This window comes from Paenibacillus sp. P22 (genome assembly GCF_000469945.2).
In the GTDB taxonomy this organism is placed as follows: domain Bacteria; phylum Bacillota; class Bacilli; order Paenibacillales; family Paenibacillaceae; genus Paenibacillus_O; species Paenibacillus_O humicus.
Genome location: NZ_CBRA020000030.1, coordinates 1 through 13510, shown reverse-complemented (window position 1 = coordinate 13510; position 13510 = coordinate 1). Strand labels below are relative to the sequence as shown.

Here is a 13510-nt window from a genome sequence, read left to right as displayed (position 1 = left end):
CCGCGGCCGCCAGGCCGCGCAGACGCGCCAGGAGCGCTTCGTCGGACGGCTCCCGCAGGCCGCCGGCTTGCAGATCGCGCCTGACGACGTCAAGCGAACGCCGGGCTCGGTGGAAGGCGGCCTTAACCGCGCCTTCCGTCGTCAGAAGAAGCTCCGCCGTCTCCCGGATGGAACGGTCCATGACCTCGCGCAGCAGCCATACCGACAGCTGCAGCGGAGACAGCCTAAGCTCCAACGGGCGCAGAAGCTCCTCCAGCTCCCAGCTCGCCGCCGGCTGGACGGCCCCCGCCTCCTCCCGCTCGGGCATAGTCCGACGGCGGAGAGCTTCCCTGCGCAAATGGTCCGTCCACAGGTTCCGGGCGATGCGCAGCAGCAGCGCCAGGCGATTGGCATGCTCCCGCCAGATCGGGGCTGCGAGCGCCCTGCACCAGGCCGACTGCTCCAGATCCTCCGCTTCCCAGGCGCTGCGGGTCAGCGCCAGGCAGTACCTTCTCAGCGCCGCGCGCTCTTCCTCCAGCTCCAGCCCCGTCTCCATCGGCGGCATCCCCTTTCAATACGCATAGTTATTCTGACCGGTAAACGAATGATCCTGCCAAAAGGATACGAAAGGCAGAGGAATTTCTTTTCCGCGATTCAGCCGTATCCTTTCCTTACCCGTCATCCGTTTACCAGTGGCAAAACCATTCCGACCCATCCAGCGAAGGAGGATGACGACCTGTGACCCATATCCCTTATGTCGTGGAGCAGACCAACAAGGGGGAACGCTCCTATGATATTTATTCCCGGCTGCTGAAAGACCGCATCGTATTCATCGGCACGGCGATCGAGGACAATATGGCCAACGCGGTCATCGCGCAGCTGCTGTTCCTGGCCGCCGACGATCCCGACAAGGACATTCATATGTACATCAACAGCCCGGGCGGCTCCACGAGCGCCGGCCTCGCCATCTACGACACGATGCAGTTCGTGAAGCCGGATGTCCGGACGCTCTGCACCGGCACGGCCTTTTCCATGGCGGCCTGGCTCCTGCTCGCGGGAACCAAGGGCAAGCGGGGAGCTCTGCCGAACAGCGAGGTCATGCTCCATCAGCCTTCCGGAGGAGCGCAGGGCCAGGCCAGCGATATCGCCATTTCCGCCACGCGCATCCTGAAGCTGAGGGATAAGATGAACCGGATCGCGGCGGAGCGCACGGGCCAGCCGCTGGAGCGCATCGAGCGGGATACGGACCGCGACACGTTCCTGTCCGCCGAAGAGGCGCAGGAATACGGAATCGTGGACCATATCATTACGAGCATGTAGCCTTGAGAACAAGAGGCATTCGGCTCGGCCATCAATACTTTGCCAAGACGGCATCCGGCAGGTGTACAATGGAATGGAATCCAACTTTAACCGCAGGGGTGATGGCTATGCTGGAGCAGTTGAAAGGCAAGCAGGTGCTGATTCATTTTCTCGACGGAACCCATATCGGGGACGGCATTCTGGAAGAAGTGGACGACAAGTTCGTGAAATACAAGACGGAATATCAGGAATTGTATATTCCCGTCTCCTCGATCCGCACCGTATCGGTCAACCTCAAGGAACGCCAGAAGCCTAAGGTCGGATTTGCTTGACCTGACTGCGCCCCGCGCTCATCCATTGGATGGGCGGCGGGGCTTTTGCATGCGGTTGACCGGCTCCTGCTTCCGAATGAACGTGCTCGTCTCCGATTTACAGGCTCCTGCTTCCGAATGAACGTGCTCGTCTCCGATTTACAGGCTCCTGCTTCCGAATGACCGGGCTCGTCTCCGATTTACAGGCTCTTGCCTCCGAATGACCGGGCTCGTCCCCGATTTACAGGCTCTTGCCTCCGAATGACCGGGCTTGCCCCAGGTTTACAGGCTCTTGCCTCCGAATGACCGGGCTTGCCCCAGGTTTACCGGCTCTTGCCTCCGAATGAACGTGCTCGTACCCGATTTACAGGCTCCTGCTTCCGAATGACCGGGCTCGTCCCCGATTTACCGGCTCCTGTTTCCGAGTTTGACATGGTTTGTCCCTGGATAATTCCAAGACTTCCCATGCAGTGACAGAAGCGCAATCACGGCCGACGGATCGAGGCCGATTCTTCCGCTCGATCCGCCAGCCTGCCAAGAACGATATTGGCCGCCGTATACAGCAAACCCGCTGCCGCGAAGATCCCTATCGAGCTCCATGGAGCAAGCCCATAGCCTTCGATGAAATAATCCCCGTAGCTGTTGTAATGATACAGGCCGGCCCACAAAGACAGACCTGTGAAAAGCACGGCTTGCAGCGCAGGATGTCGCAGCCAGCGGTTCGCGGCTACTGTAACCGGAAGCGCCAGGACAGGATAAACGGCTGCCGTCAGAATAAACATCATGGCGATATAGATGCCGCCTATATTCATCATCCCGTAATATTCGGTCGTTGTAATTTTATACCCTTCAATCCGCTCCACGCCAAGCAAGGCCCCCAGAAACAAGGCAATGAAAATGCCGTACAGCAAGAGATAGCGAACAACTGTCGTTCCCTTCATGCTGAATCCCCCCTACCGATTATTGTCCCGGCCAGCCATAGGATTCCGATTCCCGCCGAGCTGCCGCCGAAAAACAACGTGCCGAGCGCCCCGAATATGGACAATCTCGCCGCCTCATCCATTTCTCCGGCCTCCTGATGGACAACCCCGTATCTCCACATGCCAGCACAGAGCAACAGAGCACCGATAGACAACAGGAGGAAAATGGCCTGAACCTTATGGATTCGTTTGGCGATGTCGGTCATTCGGTCCTCTCCCCTGCTCGCTTATATCCTTGCAGCGCCTTCCTTTTCACGATCATCAATCGCATGAAGCCGCTGCTTTCCCCATGACCATCCTCTATCACGACTCATCCGGCCCCACCATCATAACGTCCGTTCTATCCCGGACCGTCCAACCGTAAGACGTCTCCTCCTGCAAAAAAGTTCCAGCCAAAAACGCGCTTGCCTCCCCTGCCGCTTGTTGATATAATGGCCTGAATTCCATAGCGCAGTTCAGGTTGCCTAGGGTTCCGCGGCTGAAGTCCAGCCGGTCTGGTCCGAGAGGGAACGATGCGGAGCACGGATCCGCATTCACACGGAGGGACAAAAGCCCCGGGAGATAAGCCGCTTTCCAAGCGGTTTGTCTTCCGGGCTTTATTTATGCTCAGTCCTGTTATTGGGGCATACTGGAATACAGCTTCCTACCTGTTATTGGGGCATACTGGAATACAGCTTCCTATCCGTCCGGGCAACAAGTCCTGCAGCTCGAAAGGGGTTTTCATCATGAATGCGAACTGGCTTAAAATCATCGGCGCCTCCTTCTTCGAGGTGGGCTGGGTCATCGGACTTAAGCATGCCGACACGGCCTGGGAATGGATCGCGACCGCCGTCTGCATCCTCGTGAGCTTTTATGCGCTTATCAGCGCGAGCCGCACGCTCCCGGTCGGCACCGTATACGCCGTCTTTGTCGGCCTCGGCACAGCCGGAACCGTGCTCGCGGATATGATTTTGTTCGGCGAGCCCGCCAAGGTACTCAAGCTGATCCTGATCGGCGTGCTGCTCGTCGGCGTCATCGGGCTGAAGCTGGTCAGCCACGACAAGGAACCGGCATCCGGGGAGGTGCATTGAGATGGCATGGGTGTATCTGATCGGAGCCGGGCTATGCGAAATCTTCGGCGTCGCCATGATGAACCGGCTGACCCGCCGCCGCGACTTCGTCTCCCTGCTGCTGCTGGCCGCCGGCTTCGCTCTGAGCTTCTCACTGCTGTCCCTCGCCATGCGTTCGATTCCGATGGGGACCGCTTATGCGGTCTGGACCGGCATCGGCGCATCCGGCGGAGCGCTGGTAGGCATGCTGTTCTACGGCGAGTCGAAAAACCCGCTGCGCATCCTGTTCATCGTGCTCGTGCTCGGAGCGGCTGTCGGGCTGAAGGCGGCGGGATAGGCAGAGCAAAGCAAGCAAGTGCTTTAAAGGTTTTGTCGCCTTCATCGGAGGGCTGTCCCGCCTGAAGCCTGAATGCCAAAGAGGAGGCTCCCCATCGGAGCCTCCTCTTCGCTTTCTTCAAGCATCCGAGCCGTCTCAGCGGCTCGCCAGCCCGGCGGCTAAGCTTTTGCCGCTTCTCCTTCAGCATCGGAAGGAGTCTCGTCGCCTTCCTTCGGCCAGCCCCCCCATAGATTGGACACATGGCCGTCGGGGTCGCGGAGGATAAAGCTGTAGCCTCCTCCCTGCTTGTACGACATCTCTCCCACTTCCACGCCTTGCTCGCGCAGCTTCGAATGGACTTGATGAATATCGTCGACCTGCAGGGAGATGATCGGCTGCACGACGCCGTGCATGTTCGTGAACTCCAGCTTGGGCACGTTCGGACTGCTGACGAGGCCGAGGCCGATTCCGCCTACGTTGAGCCAGGCTTCGGTATCGCCCGGCGTGAACGGGAAGGTGAACGGAATGTCCAGAACGTCATGATACCAATGAATCGATGCTTCCAGATTGCTGACAGGCAGCTGGATGACGGCATAGTTTTTGACGGGCATGTTGGAATCCACTCCTCGGATCTTATAGGATAGTTGAGCGCTCTCATCCTCTATAACGGAAGCCTGCTTCGAAAATACACAGGTTTTCAATCCAAATCCTGAACCAATTGAATGAGATGCCCGCTGGGATCTCGGAACGCGAAGGAAATCCGCCGTCCGCCGGCTTCGACCTTGTCCACCTGCACGCCATGGGAGGCTATGGACAAATAGGCGCTGCATATGCCTTCGGCATCTCCTCGCCGGAAAGCATCCAAAAACCGCTCGAAAATGCGCGGCGGCAAAGGTTCCACGGATTTCCGGCGCCTGGTTGGTCCGCCCCTCTCCTGCACTGCCTGCTCCTGCACTGCCTGCTCCTGCGCTGCCTGCTCCTGCGCTGCCTGCTCCTGCGCTGCCTGCTGCTGCACTGCCTGCTCCTGCGCTGCCTGCTGCTGCACTGCCTGCTCCTGCACTGCCTGCTCCTCCCGGGCAAGCGCCTGCAGCCGCTGACGCGCCCGCCTATGCCCTTCCCTGACAGCCCCCGGCGTCAGGCGGAGCAGGCGGGAAGTCTCGTCCGCCGTGAAGCGGAAGACGTCCATGAGCAGAATCATTGCCATCTGCCTCGGATTCAGGCGGCCGGAGAGCTGCTCCAGCAGCATGCGGATGCGCAGCGCCTCGTCGGGCCCTCCCGATGCGCGCGGAGCATGCAGCTCCTCCTCGTATTCGACGCCGGCTTGTTCCCCTCGGCTGCTCCTGCTGCGGCAGATGTCGATCCAGGCATTTGCCGCCATCCGGTTCACATAAGCCTGCGTGAGGCGCCTCTCCGGCTCGCGCAGCTGCAGCCGGTGCAGCTTGGCCAGCACCTCCTGCTCCAGATCCTGGGCATCCCATCCCGCTCCCGCCAGCCGCAGGCAGCGCCGCCTTAGGCCGGGGATGTACGCCTCCAGACCGGGCCGGACTCCAGTCTCCTCCAATGCTCCTTCCTCCTCCCCAGACGATTGGATAAATAAGGAATATAAAATCCATTATAGCCCGTCGGCGCGCCGCTGGGAATGACGATCCGCGCAAGGAGCAACGATCATCGCGCCGCGCGTGCGGCTCTCCTTTCATGCGTCTGCGCCTCTTTCTTGCCTCTCCAACGAAAAAAAGCCCCCGAAGCGCCGATGCCGCATCAGGAAGCCTTGGTCTGCGCCTTGGGCTTGCGGGGCCAAAGCGTATAGCTGAAGCTGATGGCGAAATCGATCGCCAGCACGAGAGTCCACGTCCGGAGCACCTTGATCAGAGCGTCAGTCTCCGCGGCATCCCCGGCTAAAGCCGTCATGCCAAGCAGGATCGCTCCCCCTATCGCGTAAGCGAGAAGATGCCGAAGCCATCCCTTGCGCTCACGGGCAGCGTGGGCCGTGCCATGCTTAGGAGGCTTGGCGGGAGCAGGTCCTCCTGAGAACCGGTGATGAAATTGGGCGTCGGCCCAAGCGATCATGGAATGGCCGAAGGCGATGGAAGCGCCGATGTAGATGGCCGCGATGCCATGAGCGGCTGTGGCGGCTGCTCCGGAGCGGATATCCCACAGCGCCGCCGCCAGCAGCACCACGTCGATCAGCGGCGTGGCGATCAGCAGCGCGGCTCCCAGCCTTTTTCGCCGCAGCAGATATCGGCAGGCCAGACCGGCGGCAACGAACACCCAGAAGGCGATTTCGCAGGCGATGATGAACGCGACCAGAAGAACACCCCTTTTTATAATACAGTTGTATTATTACATAGTATGCATAATAGCACAGTTGTATTACAAAAAACAACCATGCTAGAATGAGGCATGCCCAAACAAGTCGATCATTCCGAGCGCCGCAGGAAGCTCGCCGAGGCTTGCTGGCAGGTTATCCGCGAGGGCGGCATCGAGAACGCCTCGGTGCGCAACGTCGCGGACGCCGCCGGCATGTCGCTCGGTTCCCTGCGGCATTATTTCTCTACCCAATCCGAGCTTATCGCCTTCTCCATGCGCCTCGTATCCGAACGGGTCAACGAAAGGATGGCCTCCCTTGCGCTGAGCGGCGAACTGCGGCAGGATATTCTGCTGCTCTCCTCCCAGCTGCTGCCTCTGGACGAGGATCGCCGCTTGGAGGGCGAGGTCTGGCTCGCCTTGTCCGCCAAAAGCCTGGCCGATCCCGAGCTGCTGGCTCTCTTCCGGGAAGTTCACGACGAGCTGCTGCAAGGCTTCCGCAAGATGACCGCGTACTGGCTCGGAGAAAACCCGGCAGCCGTCCTGTCTCCGGAAGCCGAGCTCGAAGCCCGCCGCTTTCACGCGCTGGTGGACGGCTTGGCCATCCACTCGCTGCTGGCACCGGAGAGCGCCGATCCTGCCGCGCTGCTCGAGCTGATCGGTCTGCATCTGGACCGTCTGCGGCCATCTTGACCGGTCTGCATCTGGACCGTCTGCGGCCATCTTGACCGGTCAGCATCTGGACCGTCTGCGGCCATCTTGACCGGTCTGAGCCCGGACCGCCTGCGGCCAAGCCCAATCGGCGCATTCAAGCTGTCGGTCCGTCCGGATCAAGCGGTATCCTCCTCCTTGCTCCTGCGCCTTCTTATCCGTCTTCCTGCCGCAATCGCGACGGCAAGCTGGAACGCCGCATTGGCCCCGTACACAGACGGGATCAGAATGAGTTGGAACGGATAACCGCCCATATCGGCGATCGACCCGATGACGAGAGCGGTCCAAAAGACGGCTCCGAGCCAGGCGATCCACAGCCGCCGCAGCCTGGCTGCCAGCAGGGCGGTCAGACTGCCCCCTATGCCCGCAATCAGGAGGACAAGCCGGTTGTATTCCGGCTGGCGGTTAAGCGGAAGCAGCAGCCGATGTCCGGAAGCATGCGAGAACACCCACTCCTCCTCCGGAAGCTCGCTCAGGAAGGCCCGGTACAAGCCAGGGCCTTCTTGGTTCATGGGGATATTGGAGCTGAGCCGCGAGCTGCGGTCCGCAAGCCGGACCTCCAGCTCGACCTTCGGCTTGCCGGCCCAATAGGAGGCCGGAGACAAGTAATACAGATGGGACCCGACCCGGTTGACGACAGCCGATTCCTCCCAGCCTCCCGGGTCCCGATAGGAAATGAGGATCCGCTTCGTTTCGCCGGCCCGGAATTCAAGCGGAAAGCGGCCGCCGCCGACCCCATGATTGCTTGAGCGGGTCACAAGAGGCATGCCGGAGAACGGCTCCATGATCGTCGGCCTGATCGTCGGCCGCCCGATCAAGCCTTTAAGCGAATCTTCCGATGCCGGCGTGACGGGAACTTGAGCTTCCCCGTTCTCCGTCACGCGCAGCCCTTCCATTTCGTCCCCGTCCGGGTACAGGAACAGAACCTCGACCTGCTGCGGATCCTTGCCGCCGTTATGCAGCTCGTAGTCGACCGTCACCTCCGGAAATGGACCGTAGCGAACCGTAGCGTCATCCGGGATGAAGTAGGAAACCTTTTCCCGGATGAGCAGCAGGCTCTCCGAATGCTCCAGCCGCATCGGTCCGAAGCCTTCCGCCGGCTCGTAGACCGGCCCGCCGTTGGCGAGCGCCGTCCCGCAAGGACCTGACATGACGGCCAGCAGAGCAAGCACCGGCAGGATAGCCAGCCGGAGCCGGATAAGGCTGGCTCTGCCCATTCCTCCTTCTTTTCCTTTTCCTCTTCCTGTTCCTTCCTTGCCCAAAAGACCGCCTCCACCACCTAATATTTACCAGTCTATCAGATCGGCTTGAACCGGTCTGCACTAAAAAAAGCTCCTGAGCCGCAGGGCTCAGGAGCTAAAGAGGCTCTGCCGACTGGCAGCTGCCGGAGATGCCGGGGCATGCAGAGAACTTGAGCCGCTTATGGAACGTCCCTGCGCGTTTCAGGGATGCCTATAGCGCAAGGGATTCAAGCGGTTCGGGCTGCCTGCACCGCAAGGGATTCAGAAGCTTCAGAGCTGCCGGTACCCGTAAGGAGCGTAGGGAAACGAGGGATACGGCTGGCCAAGAGGCTGATGCGCCTGCGGATAGCCGCCTCCCTGATAAGGGCCGGCCTGGTAAGGAGAAGCCGGATAAGGCGCATAAGGAAACGGCGGCGTCCGGTAAACGTACGGCTGCTGCTGGGCATAAGCAGCGGCCTGCGCCCGGTAAGGCTCCGATATCGGCGGCGACCCGTAGCCTTGATAAGGGTTCTGCTCCGGCTCATCCGCATATGGAGCCTCGAAGCCGCCGTCGGCGCGGGTTTTGCCGCAGCTGTCGAGCGGTCCGATGCCGACCGTTTTCGTAATCGGCGCCACGGCTTCCTTCCACTTGGCTTCGTCGAGGCAATACGTATCCGCGAATACTTTCGGCGGAGTCAGCCGCAGGATGTCCGAGCCCAGAATCACCTCCGGCATCGGGGCGTCGAAGATCGCGACGACATGGGTGTTGTCCTCTGTCGCCTGCTCGTAGTGCCACCATCCCTGAGGCACGTTGGCCACCTGGCCGGGAGTGATCGGAATGTTGTACAGCTTGTTCGTGAACGGATTGATGAACGAGACGGCAATCTTGCCGGAGACGCAGTAGACCAGCTCGGTCGCGTTCTGATGATAGTGCGGCTCGACATAATGGCCCTTGCTCATGAAAATATCGAGGATAGAGGCGTTGCCGAGCGTATTCAGCTGCTTGTAGCCGAGAATGTTGATGTAGTTTTTGCTGTTGGTGAAAAACGCGTTGCTTTTATTCACGTCGAAGAAAAACTGCAGATCGGGCGAGGTGTAGTCCATGTAGGAAATGGCCATGCTCATCTTCCCTTCTGTCCGGATGTCTTGAAGCCGTGCTAGTAGAACATATGGACGCCGTCTTTCCATCATGACTAAAACCTATGGGAGGAGCAGGCGGCGCTGCCGCTGGACACACACGGGGACAGACAAGAAAAAAGCCGGCGCATGCCGCGGATTCCGCGCTGCGCCGACCTTTCCATTTCATGAGGAAGCCGGATTGCCGAACACTTCGAGCTCCCATAGCGAGTAGCCGTACTGCGTGCCGCGAAGCAGGCCGTACACGCGGACATGGCGGGCCTGGACGCCGTTCAGGGCGATCCTCTCGACCCCTCCGTTTCCGGCCGGCTGGGCATATGCATCCGTCCAATCTCCGTCGCCCGGCGATTCGGCGGAGGAGACCTGGATCCGGTAGCTTTTCGCAAAGGCTCCTTCCCAGTGCAGGACAGCCTCGTCCAGCCGGTACAAGCCGTCGAGGTCGACGGCGATCCACTGGGGATCCGCGGAGTCCGACTCCCAGCGGGTGCCGGAATCCCCGTCCACGGCGTTCGCCGCGGCCTGCTTGGCGGAGGATGCCGATGCCGGCTTGCCTGCGGCGACATTCGGAGCCGATGAAGCCGCCTGGATGACGATTCCCGCCGGAGCATGCCCCGCCGCTTCGACCGTCAGCCGGTACGCTCCGGCCTGAGGGAAGAGCGAGGCCGCCAGCGTCAGCTTGCCCGCCTCCAGTGTCCAGGCGTCCGCCGGAACAGGCGCGCCGTTCACCGCGAGGGCGGAAACCGCCTGCCTCCAAGCCGGATCATCGGCGAAAGCCAGCGTCACCGCTTGACCGGCAAGGCTGCTGCCCTGGATCGAAAAAGCGGGAGCAGCGGCGATTTCCCGCACCGCGATGTCGTCCAGCCATACTGTGTGGGGGCTGGACGGGGTCGCGGCGTCGCCGTCGATGACATTGCCGAGCAGGAATTTCAGCGGGGTCGCGATATCCGCCCCGGGCTTGATTACCGTCCGGTAGACGGCCTGGTCGTCGCCGGTGATCCGGAATACGGACGGCGTCAACGTTTTGCCCGGATCCCATTCCACCGCGATCGGACGGTCCGCATCGGCCCAAGCCCGGAAGCTCAGCTCATAGCTTCGGCCGGCCTTGAGCTGCAAATTCTCCTGAATGAGCTGGGCCGACCAGCTGACAGGAACGTTCCATTGGGGATGGATGCCGCCGTTGTTCAGAATGACCGCTTGGGCAGTTCCCTGCTGGATGGAGAACTCGGAATCCCCGCCGTCTCCCTTCCAGTAGATCCAGCCCGCATCCTTCGCGCTGAACGATCCGTTGGCCAGCAGATTGCCGTCCGCTTCTTTGACCGGCTGCTGTACGGCCGCATCTCCATAACCGGCCGCCTTGACGGTCACAGCCGCCGTCCCGCCTTCGGTTACCGCTCCCGGCAGCAGCTTCAGGACGCCAGGCAGCAGCTCGTACAGACCGGCTTCCAGCAAGCGGCCGTTCACGGCCACGCCCGCAACCGCAGCCCGCCAAGCCGCATCGTCGGCGAAGGTCAGCTCCAGCAAGGCACCGGCCGTATTGCCGGTCTGGTCCGCGATGAGCAGCGGCGGCCGCTTGACCGGAGCATTCGCGACCTCCAGCACGACATTGTCGATCCATACCTGATGAGAGCCCGCCGGCGTTCCCGGCAGCTTGCCGAGCTGGAATTTCAACGCCAGGCTTTCCTTCTCCGAAATCTTCACGTCATAACTGAAATGCTGCCACTCCGTCGAAAGAGGCAGCGTGCCGGAATCGAAGCGCCGCGTATAGGCTCCATTCTCCAGCGTCGCCAGAATGCCGCGCGCCTCGCTTGCGCGGGCGTCGAACTCGAGACGGTAAGTCAGACCTTTCGAGAAGTTCATGCCGCCCTGGTTGAGCATGACGTTCCAGGCTTCCTGACCGGCATTCGCGATATCGATTCGGGCCGCTCCATGATCGATGGCGAAGGAAGCCTGCGCCCCTTGCTGGAACGGCTCCCAAGCGTCAAAGCCGGCGTCGAAGCCGCCGTTCTTCAGCGGGAACAGATCTACGCCGCTGTAATCGACGTTGCGGTTGGAGGTTCGCACCAGACGCACCGAATCCAGCAGGATGTCGCCCTGGCCGGCTTCCGCCAGGAAGCGGAGCTTGCCGTGCGCATCCGTAACTCCTGCCGGCATCGTGAAGGCAAGCTTGTAGGCGCCCATTCCGCTGCCGAGCTCGAATGCCTGCGAGCCGAAGACGGCGGAGCCGTCGCCGCTGCCTATCGATGCGGTCAAGGAGCGTCCCGCGGCAGAAGCGCGGGCGAGGAAAGTCAGCTCGTAATCGTCGGACTGCAGCAGGTTGAGGCCGCTCTGCTCCAGCGAAACCGGCTTCCCTTCGGATCCATGCATTCTCGCCTCGCGCGCTGCGGCGTCAACCGAGACGGAGCCGGCAGGAGCGGCGGTCCAATAGCCGAGCCGGTCCATCGTGCCGAGATCGAAGCCTCCGTTGTAGACGTGGTTGCCGTCCGCCAGAGGTTCCTTGGCGGCGGAAGGGTCGGCGACGCTGTCGATTTCCTCCAGCTTGACGCCTCCGATCCATACCGCGCTCGCGTTCAAGCCGGCATTGAACTCCAGCCTGGCGGTCGAATCCGTATCGCCGTTCATCAGGAAGCGGTACTCGTAATGCTGCAGGCTCGTTCCGAGTGCGGGCGAGAACTGGTCCGTGTAGACAGCCCAGCCATTGTCCTCGTCTCCGCCCATTTTCACGGCGATCGTCCGGTCCGCCGCCGCCTTGGCGTCGAAGCTGAGCTTGTAGGCATGCCCTTTGACCAAGGTCGCGTACTGGATCAGCTGCAGGGCGTAGTTCTGCACGCCTCCGGAGGAAATGGCGATCTTCGCCATTTTCCTGCCGTCCACCGTCTCGATCGAAGCGCTGCCCGCTCCGCCGTAGTCCGGCGTATGCAGGAAGTTCCAGTACAGAGGATCAAGCGCCGTCCCCGATGCCGCGATGTCCTTCAGGCCATGCTCGAACGTCTCGTCGTAGATCCAGCTGCCGTTCACCGGGAGCTTGGCGTCCGCCGGCACAGGCTCGCGCTCGGCCACCGGCTCCTGCGGGGTGCGATAAGGCCGTCCGTCGATTTCGTAGGCGCGGACATAATCGACTTCCATGCGGGCCGGAAGCGCCGAATCCTCCGGCAGGCGGTTGCCGTCGTAATTGCCGCCGACCGCCATGTTCAGAATAATATAGAACGGCTGGTCGAACGGAGCCGGGAAGGCATACTTGTCCGGCTGCCCCGCTCCTTGGCTGTCCCAGCGGTTCTGGGTCTGGTACACCTTGCCGTCCACGTACCAGCGGATTTCGCCGGGCTCCCACTCCACGCCGTACGTGTGGAAGCCTGTAATGTCCTCCCCTTCCGGAAGGTGTATGTCTTGCCGGTATAACGGTTGTTCGGCGAAGGCTTTCCGTAATGCAGCGTGCCTCCGACCTCGTTCAATAAGCGTCCGCGCGCCTCCATGATGTCGATCTCTCCCGAGGCGGCCCAGGTGCCGTATACGCTGTCCTTCGGCATGAGCCAGAAGGCGGGCCACAGCCCTTGGCCGGCCGGCAGCTTCATGCGGGCCTCGAACTTGCCGTAGGCTTGGCTGAAGGTCGGGGATGTCCAGATCCGGCCTGAAGTATACGGCTTGCCGTTCACGCTTTCCTTGCGCGCTTCAATGACGAGGCTGCCGTTCTCCACCTTCAGGTTCTCCTTGCGGTAAAACTGCTGCTCGTTGTTCCCCCAGTCGGCAACGCCGTAATCCGAGCCGTTCCCAAGCTGGTATCCCCACTTGGACAGGTCGACTCCGTTCGTATCCGGCTGCGCGGCGTTTCCATCGAACTCGTCCGACCAGGTCAGCATCCACTCCCCGACCTGCTGCCGGACCTGGACGCTCCGGTAGCCCTTCGCTTCCACGTTCACGGTGTATACGCCTTTGCCCGGAAATGCTCCTGCGCCGATTTCCAGCATGCCTGGCGAATCCGCATGATAGCTTCCTGCATCCAAGTAGGTCCCGTTCACGCTCACGGCGGTAATGGCGGCTCTCCACCGGCTGTCCTCTTCAAAAGAAATCACCATGGCGCGCCCGGCCGTGTTGTCGTCGCCGTCCGGCTGCAGCACAGGCGGAGCTTGAGCTCCGTTCCCGGCGTCGGCGTCGCGCTTGGCGTCGGTGTCGCGCTTGGCGTCGGCGTCCCGCTTGGCGTCGGCGTCGC

The 13510-nt window shown here is 61.4% G+C and carries 15 protein-coding genes and 1 riboswitch; of the genes, 5 read left to right on the top strand and 10 right to left on the bottom strand.

What is annotated here, in order from left to right; all coding sequences use genetic code 11:
* Positions 1-535 (bottom strand): sigma factor (locus BN871_RS27520; protein WP_048745095.1); only part of this gene is annotated, 535 nt, incomplete at its 3' end.
* 182 nt (positions 536-717) lie between these two features.
* Here BN871_RS27520 and clpP point away from each other — a divergent pair.
* Both clpP and BN871_RS06660 read left to right on the top strand, forming a co-directional pair.
* Positions 718-1299, top strand: coding sequence for an ATP-dependent Clp endopeptidase proteolytic subunit ClpP (gene clpP, locus BN871_RS06665; protein WP_021880322.1), 582 nt, complete (start codon positions 718-720; stop codon positions 1297-1299).
* Positions 1300-1406: 107 nt separating this feature from the next.
* Positions 1407-1610 (top strand): hypothetical protein, encoded by a 204-nt coding sequence (locus tag BN871_RS06660; RefSeq protein WP_048745094.1) that lies wholly within the window; start codon positions 1407-1409, stop codon positions 1608-1610.
* Between the two features lie 464 nt (positions 1611-2074).
* Here BN871_RS06660 and BN871_RS06655 read toward each other — a convergent pair whose 3' ends face one another.
* Positions 2075-2530, bottom strand: a complete 456-nt coding sequence (locus tag BN871_RS06655) for a hypothetical protein (RefSeq protein WP_048745093.1) — start codon at positions 2528-2530, stop codon at positions 2075-2077.
* Complete coding sequence (locus tag BN871_RS06650) at positions 2527-2775, bottom strand: hypothetical protein (protein ID WP_021880326.1); 249 nt, start codon at positions 2773-2775, stop codon at positions 2527-2529. The genes BN871_RS06655 and BN871_RS06650 overlap by 4 nt, the downstream gene beginning before the upstream one ends.
* A gap of 247 nt (positions 2776-3022) precedes the next feature.
* A riboswitch (guanidine-I (ykkC/yxkD leader) is annotated at positions 3023-3132 on the top strand.
* 162 nt (positions 3133-3294) lie between these two features.
* On the opposite strand from BN871_RS06650, the gene BN871_RS06645 reads away from it, so the two are divergent.
* Together BN871_RS06645 and BN871_RS06640 are read left to right on the top strand one after the other, a co-directional pair.
* Positions 3295-3639, top strand: a complete 345-nt coding sequence (locus tag BN871_RS06645) for a multidrug efflux SMR transporter (protein ID WP_048745092.1) — start codon at positions 3295-3297, stop codon at positions 3637-3639.
* 1 nt (position 3640) lies between these two features.
* A complete protein-coding gene (locus BN871_RS06640; protein ID WP_048745091.1) occupies positions 3641-3955 on the top strand; it encodes a multidrug efflux SMR transporter in 315 nt (104 codons plus the stop codon).
* Positions 3956-4113: 158 nt separating this feature from the next.
* Here the strand turns inward: BN871_RS06640 and BN871_RS06635 are convergent, their stop codons facing one another.
* The 3 genes from BN871_RS06635 to BN871_RS06625 all read right to left on the bottom strand — a co-directional run bounded on the left by BN871_RS06635 (position 4114) and on the right by BN871_RS06625 (position 6202).
* The gene (locus BN871_RS06635; protein ID WP_048745090.1) at positions 4114-4545 is read right to left on the bottom strand and encodes a VOC family protein; all 432 of its coding nucleotides are present in this window, start codon (positions 4543-4545) and stop codon (positions 4114-4116) included.
* A gap of 86 nt (positions 4546-4631) precedes the next feature.
* Positions 4632-5495, bottom strand: coding sequence for an RNA polymerase sigma factor (locus BN871_RS06630; protein WP_048745089.1), 864 nt, complete (start codon positions 5493-5495; stop codon positions 4632-4634).
* A gap of 197 nt (positions 5496-5692) precedes the next feature.
* Positions 5693-6202: a hypothetical protein gene (locus BN871_RS06625; RefSeq protein ID WP_232312863.1), complete on the bottom strand. Its 510-nt coding sequence runs from the start codon at positions 6200-6202 to the stop codon at positions 5693-5695.
* 132 nt (positions 6203-6334) lie between these two features.
* On the opposite strand from BN871_RS06625, the gene BN871_RS06620 reads away from it, so the two are divergent.
* A complete protein-coding gene (locus BN871_RS06620) occupies positions 6335-6931 on the top strand; it encodes a TetR/AcrR family transcriptional regulator (protein WP_021880331.1) in 597 nt (198 codons plus the stop codon).
* A gap of 137 nt (positions 6932-7068) precedes the next feature.
* Here the strand turns inward: BN871_RS06620 and BN871_RS06615 are convergent, their stop codons facing one another.
* From BN871_RS06615 to BN871_RS06605, 4 genes are all read right to left on the bottom strand, one after another.
* A complete protein-coding gene (locus BN871_RS06615; RefSeq protein ID WP_157060229.1) occupies positions 7069-8166 on the bottom strand; it encodes a hypothetical protein in 1098 nt (365 codons plus the stop codon).
* 294 nt (positions 8167-8460) lie between these two features.
* Positions 8461-9288, bottom strand: coding sequence for a cupin domain-containing protein (locus tag BN871_RS26625; RefSeq protein WP_083436288.1), 828 nt, complete (start codon positions 9286-9288; stop codon positions 8461-8463).
* 183 nt (positions 9289-9471) lie between these two features.
* Complete coding sequence (locus BN871_RS28900) at positions 9472-12606, bottom strand: carbohydrate binding domain-containing protein (protein WP_053086947.1); 3135 nt, start codon at positions 12604-12606, stop codon at positions 9472-9474.
* Positions 12495-13510 (bottom strand): hemoblobin-interacting domain-containing protein (locus tag BN871_RS06605; RefSeq protein WP_157060228.1); only part of this gene is annotated, 1016 nt, incomplete at its 5' end. The genes BN871_RS06605 and BN871_RS28900, both read right to left, overlap by 112 nt.

Bases quoted from the DNA above. Each gene is read 5' to 3' on its own strand.
- BN871_RS06660 (WP_048745094.1), top strand. From the start codon at position 1,407: ATGCTGGAGCAGTTGAAAGGCAAGCAGGTGCTGATTCATTTTCTCGAC.
- BN871_RS06655 (WP_048745093.1), bottom strand. From the start codon at position 2,530: ATGAAGGGAACGACAGTTGTTCGCTATCTCTTGCTGTACGGCATTTTC.
- BN871_RS06650 (WP_021880326.1), bottom strand. From the start codon at position 2,775: ATGACCGACATCGCCAAACGAATCCATAAGGTTCAGGCCATTTTCCTC.
- BN871_RS06645 (WP_048745092.1), top strand. From the start codon at position 3,295: ATGAATGCGAACTGGCTTAAAATCATCGGCGCCTCCTTCTTCGAGGTG.
- BN871_RS06640 (WP_048745091.1), top strand. From the start codon at position 3,641: ATGGCATGGGTGTATCTGATCGGAGCCGGGCTATGCGAAATCTTCGGC.
- BN871_RS06635 (WP_048745090.1), bottom strand. From the start codon at position 4,545: ATGCCCGTCAAAAACTATGCCGTCATCCAGCTGCCTGTCAGCAATCTG.
- BN871_RS06620 (WP_021880331.1), top strand. From the start codon at position 6,335: ATGCCCAAACAAGTCGATCATTCCGAGCGCCGCAGGAAGCTCGCCGAG.
- BN871_RS06615 (WP_157060229.1), bottom strand. From the start codon at position 8,166: ATGGGCAGAGCCAGCCTTATCCGGCTCCGGCTGGCTATCCTGCCGGTG.
- BN871_RS26625 (WP_083436288.1), bottom strand. From the start codon at position 9,288: ATGGCCATTTCCTACATGGACTACACCTCGCCCGATCTGCAGTTTTTC.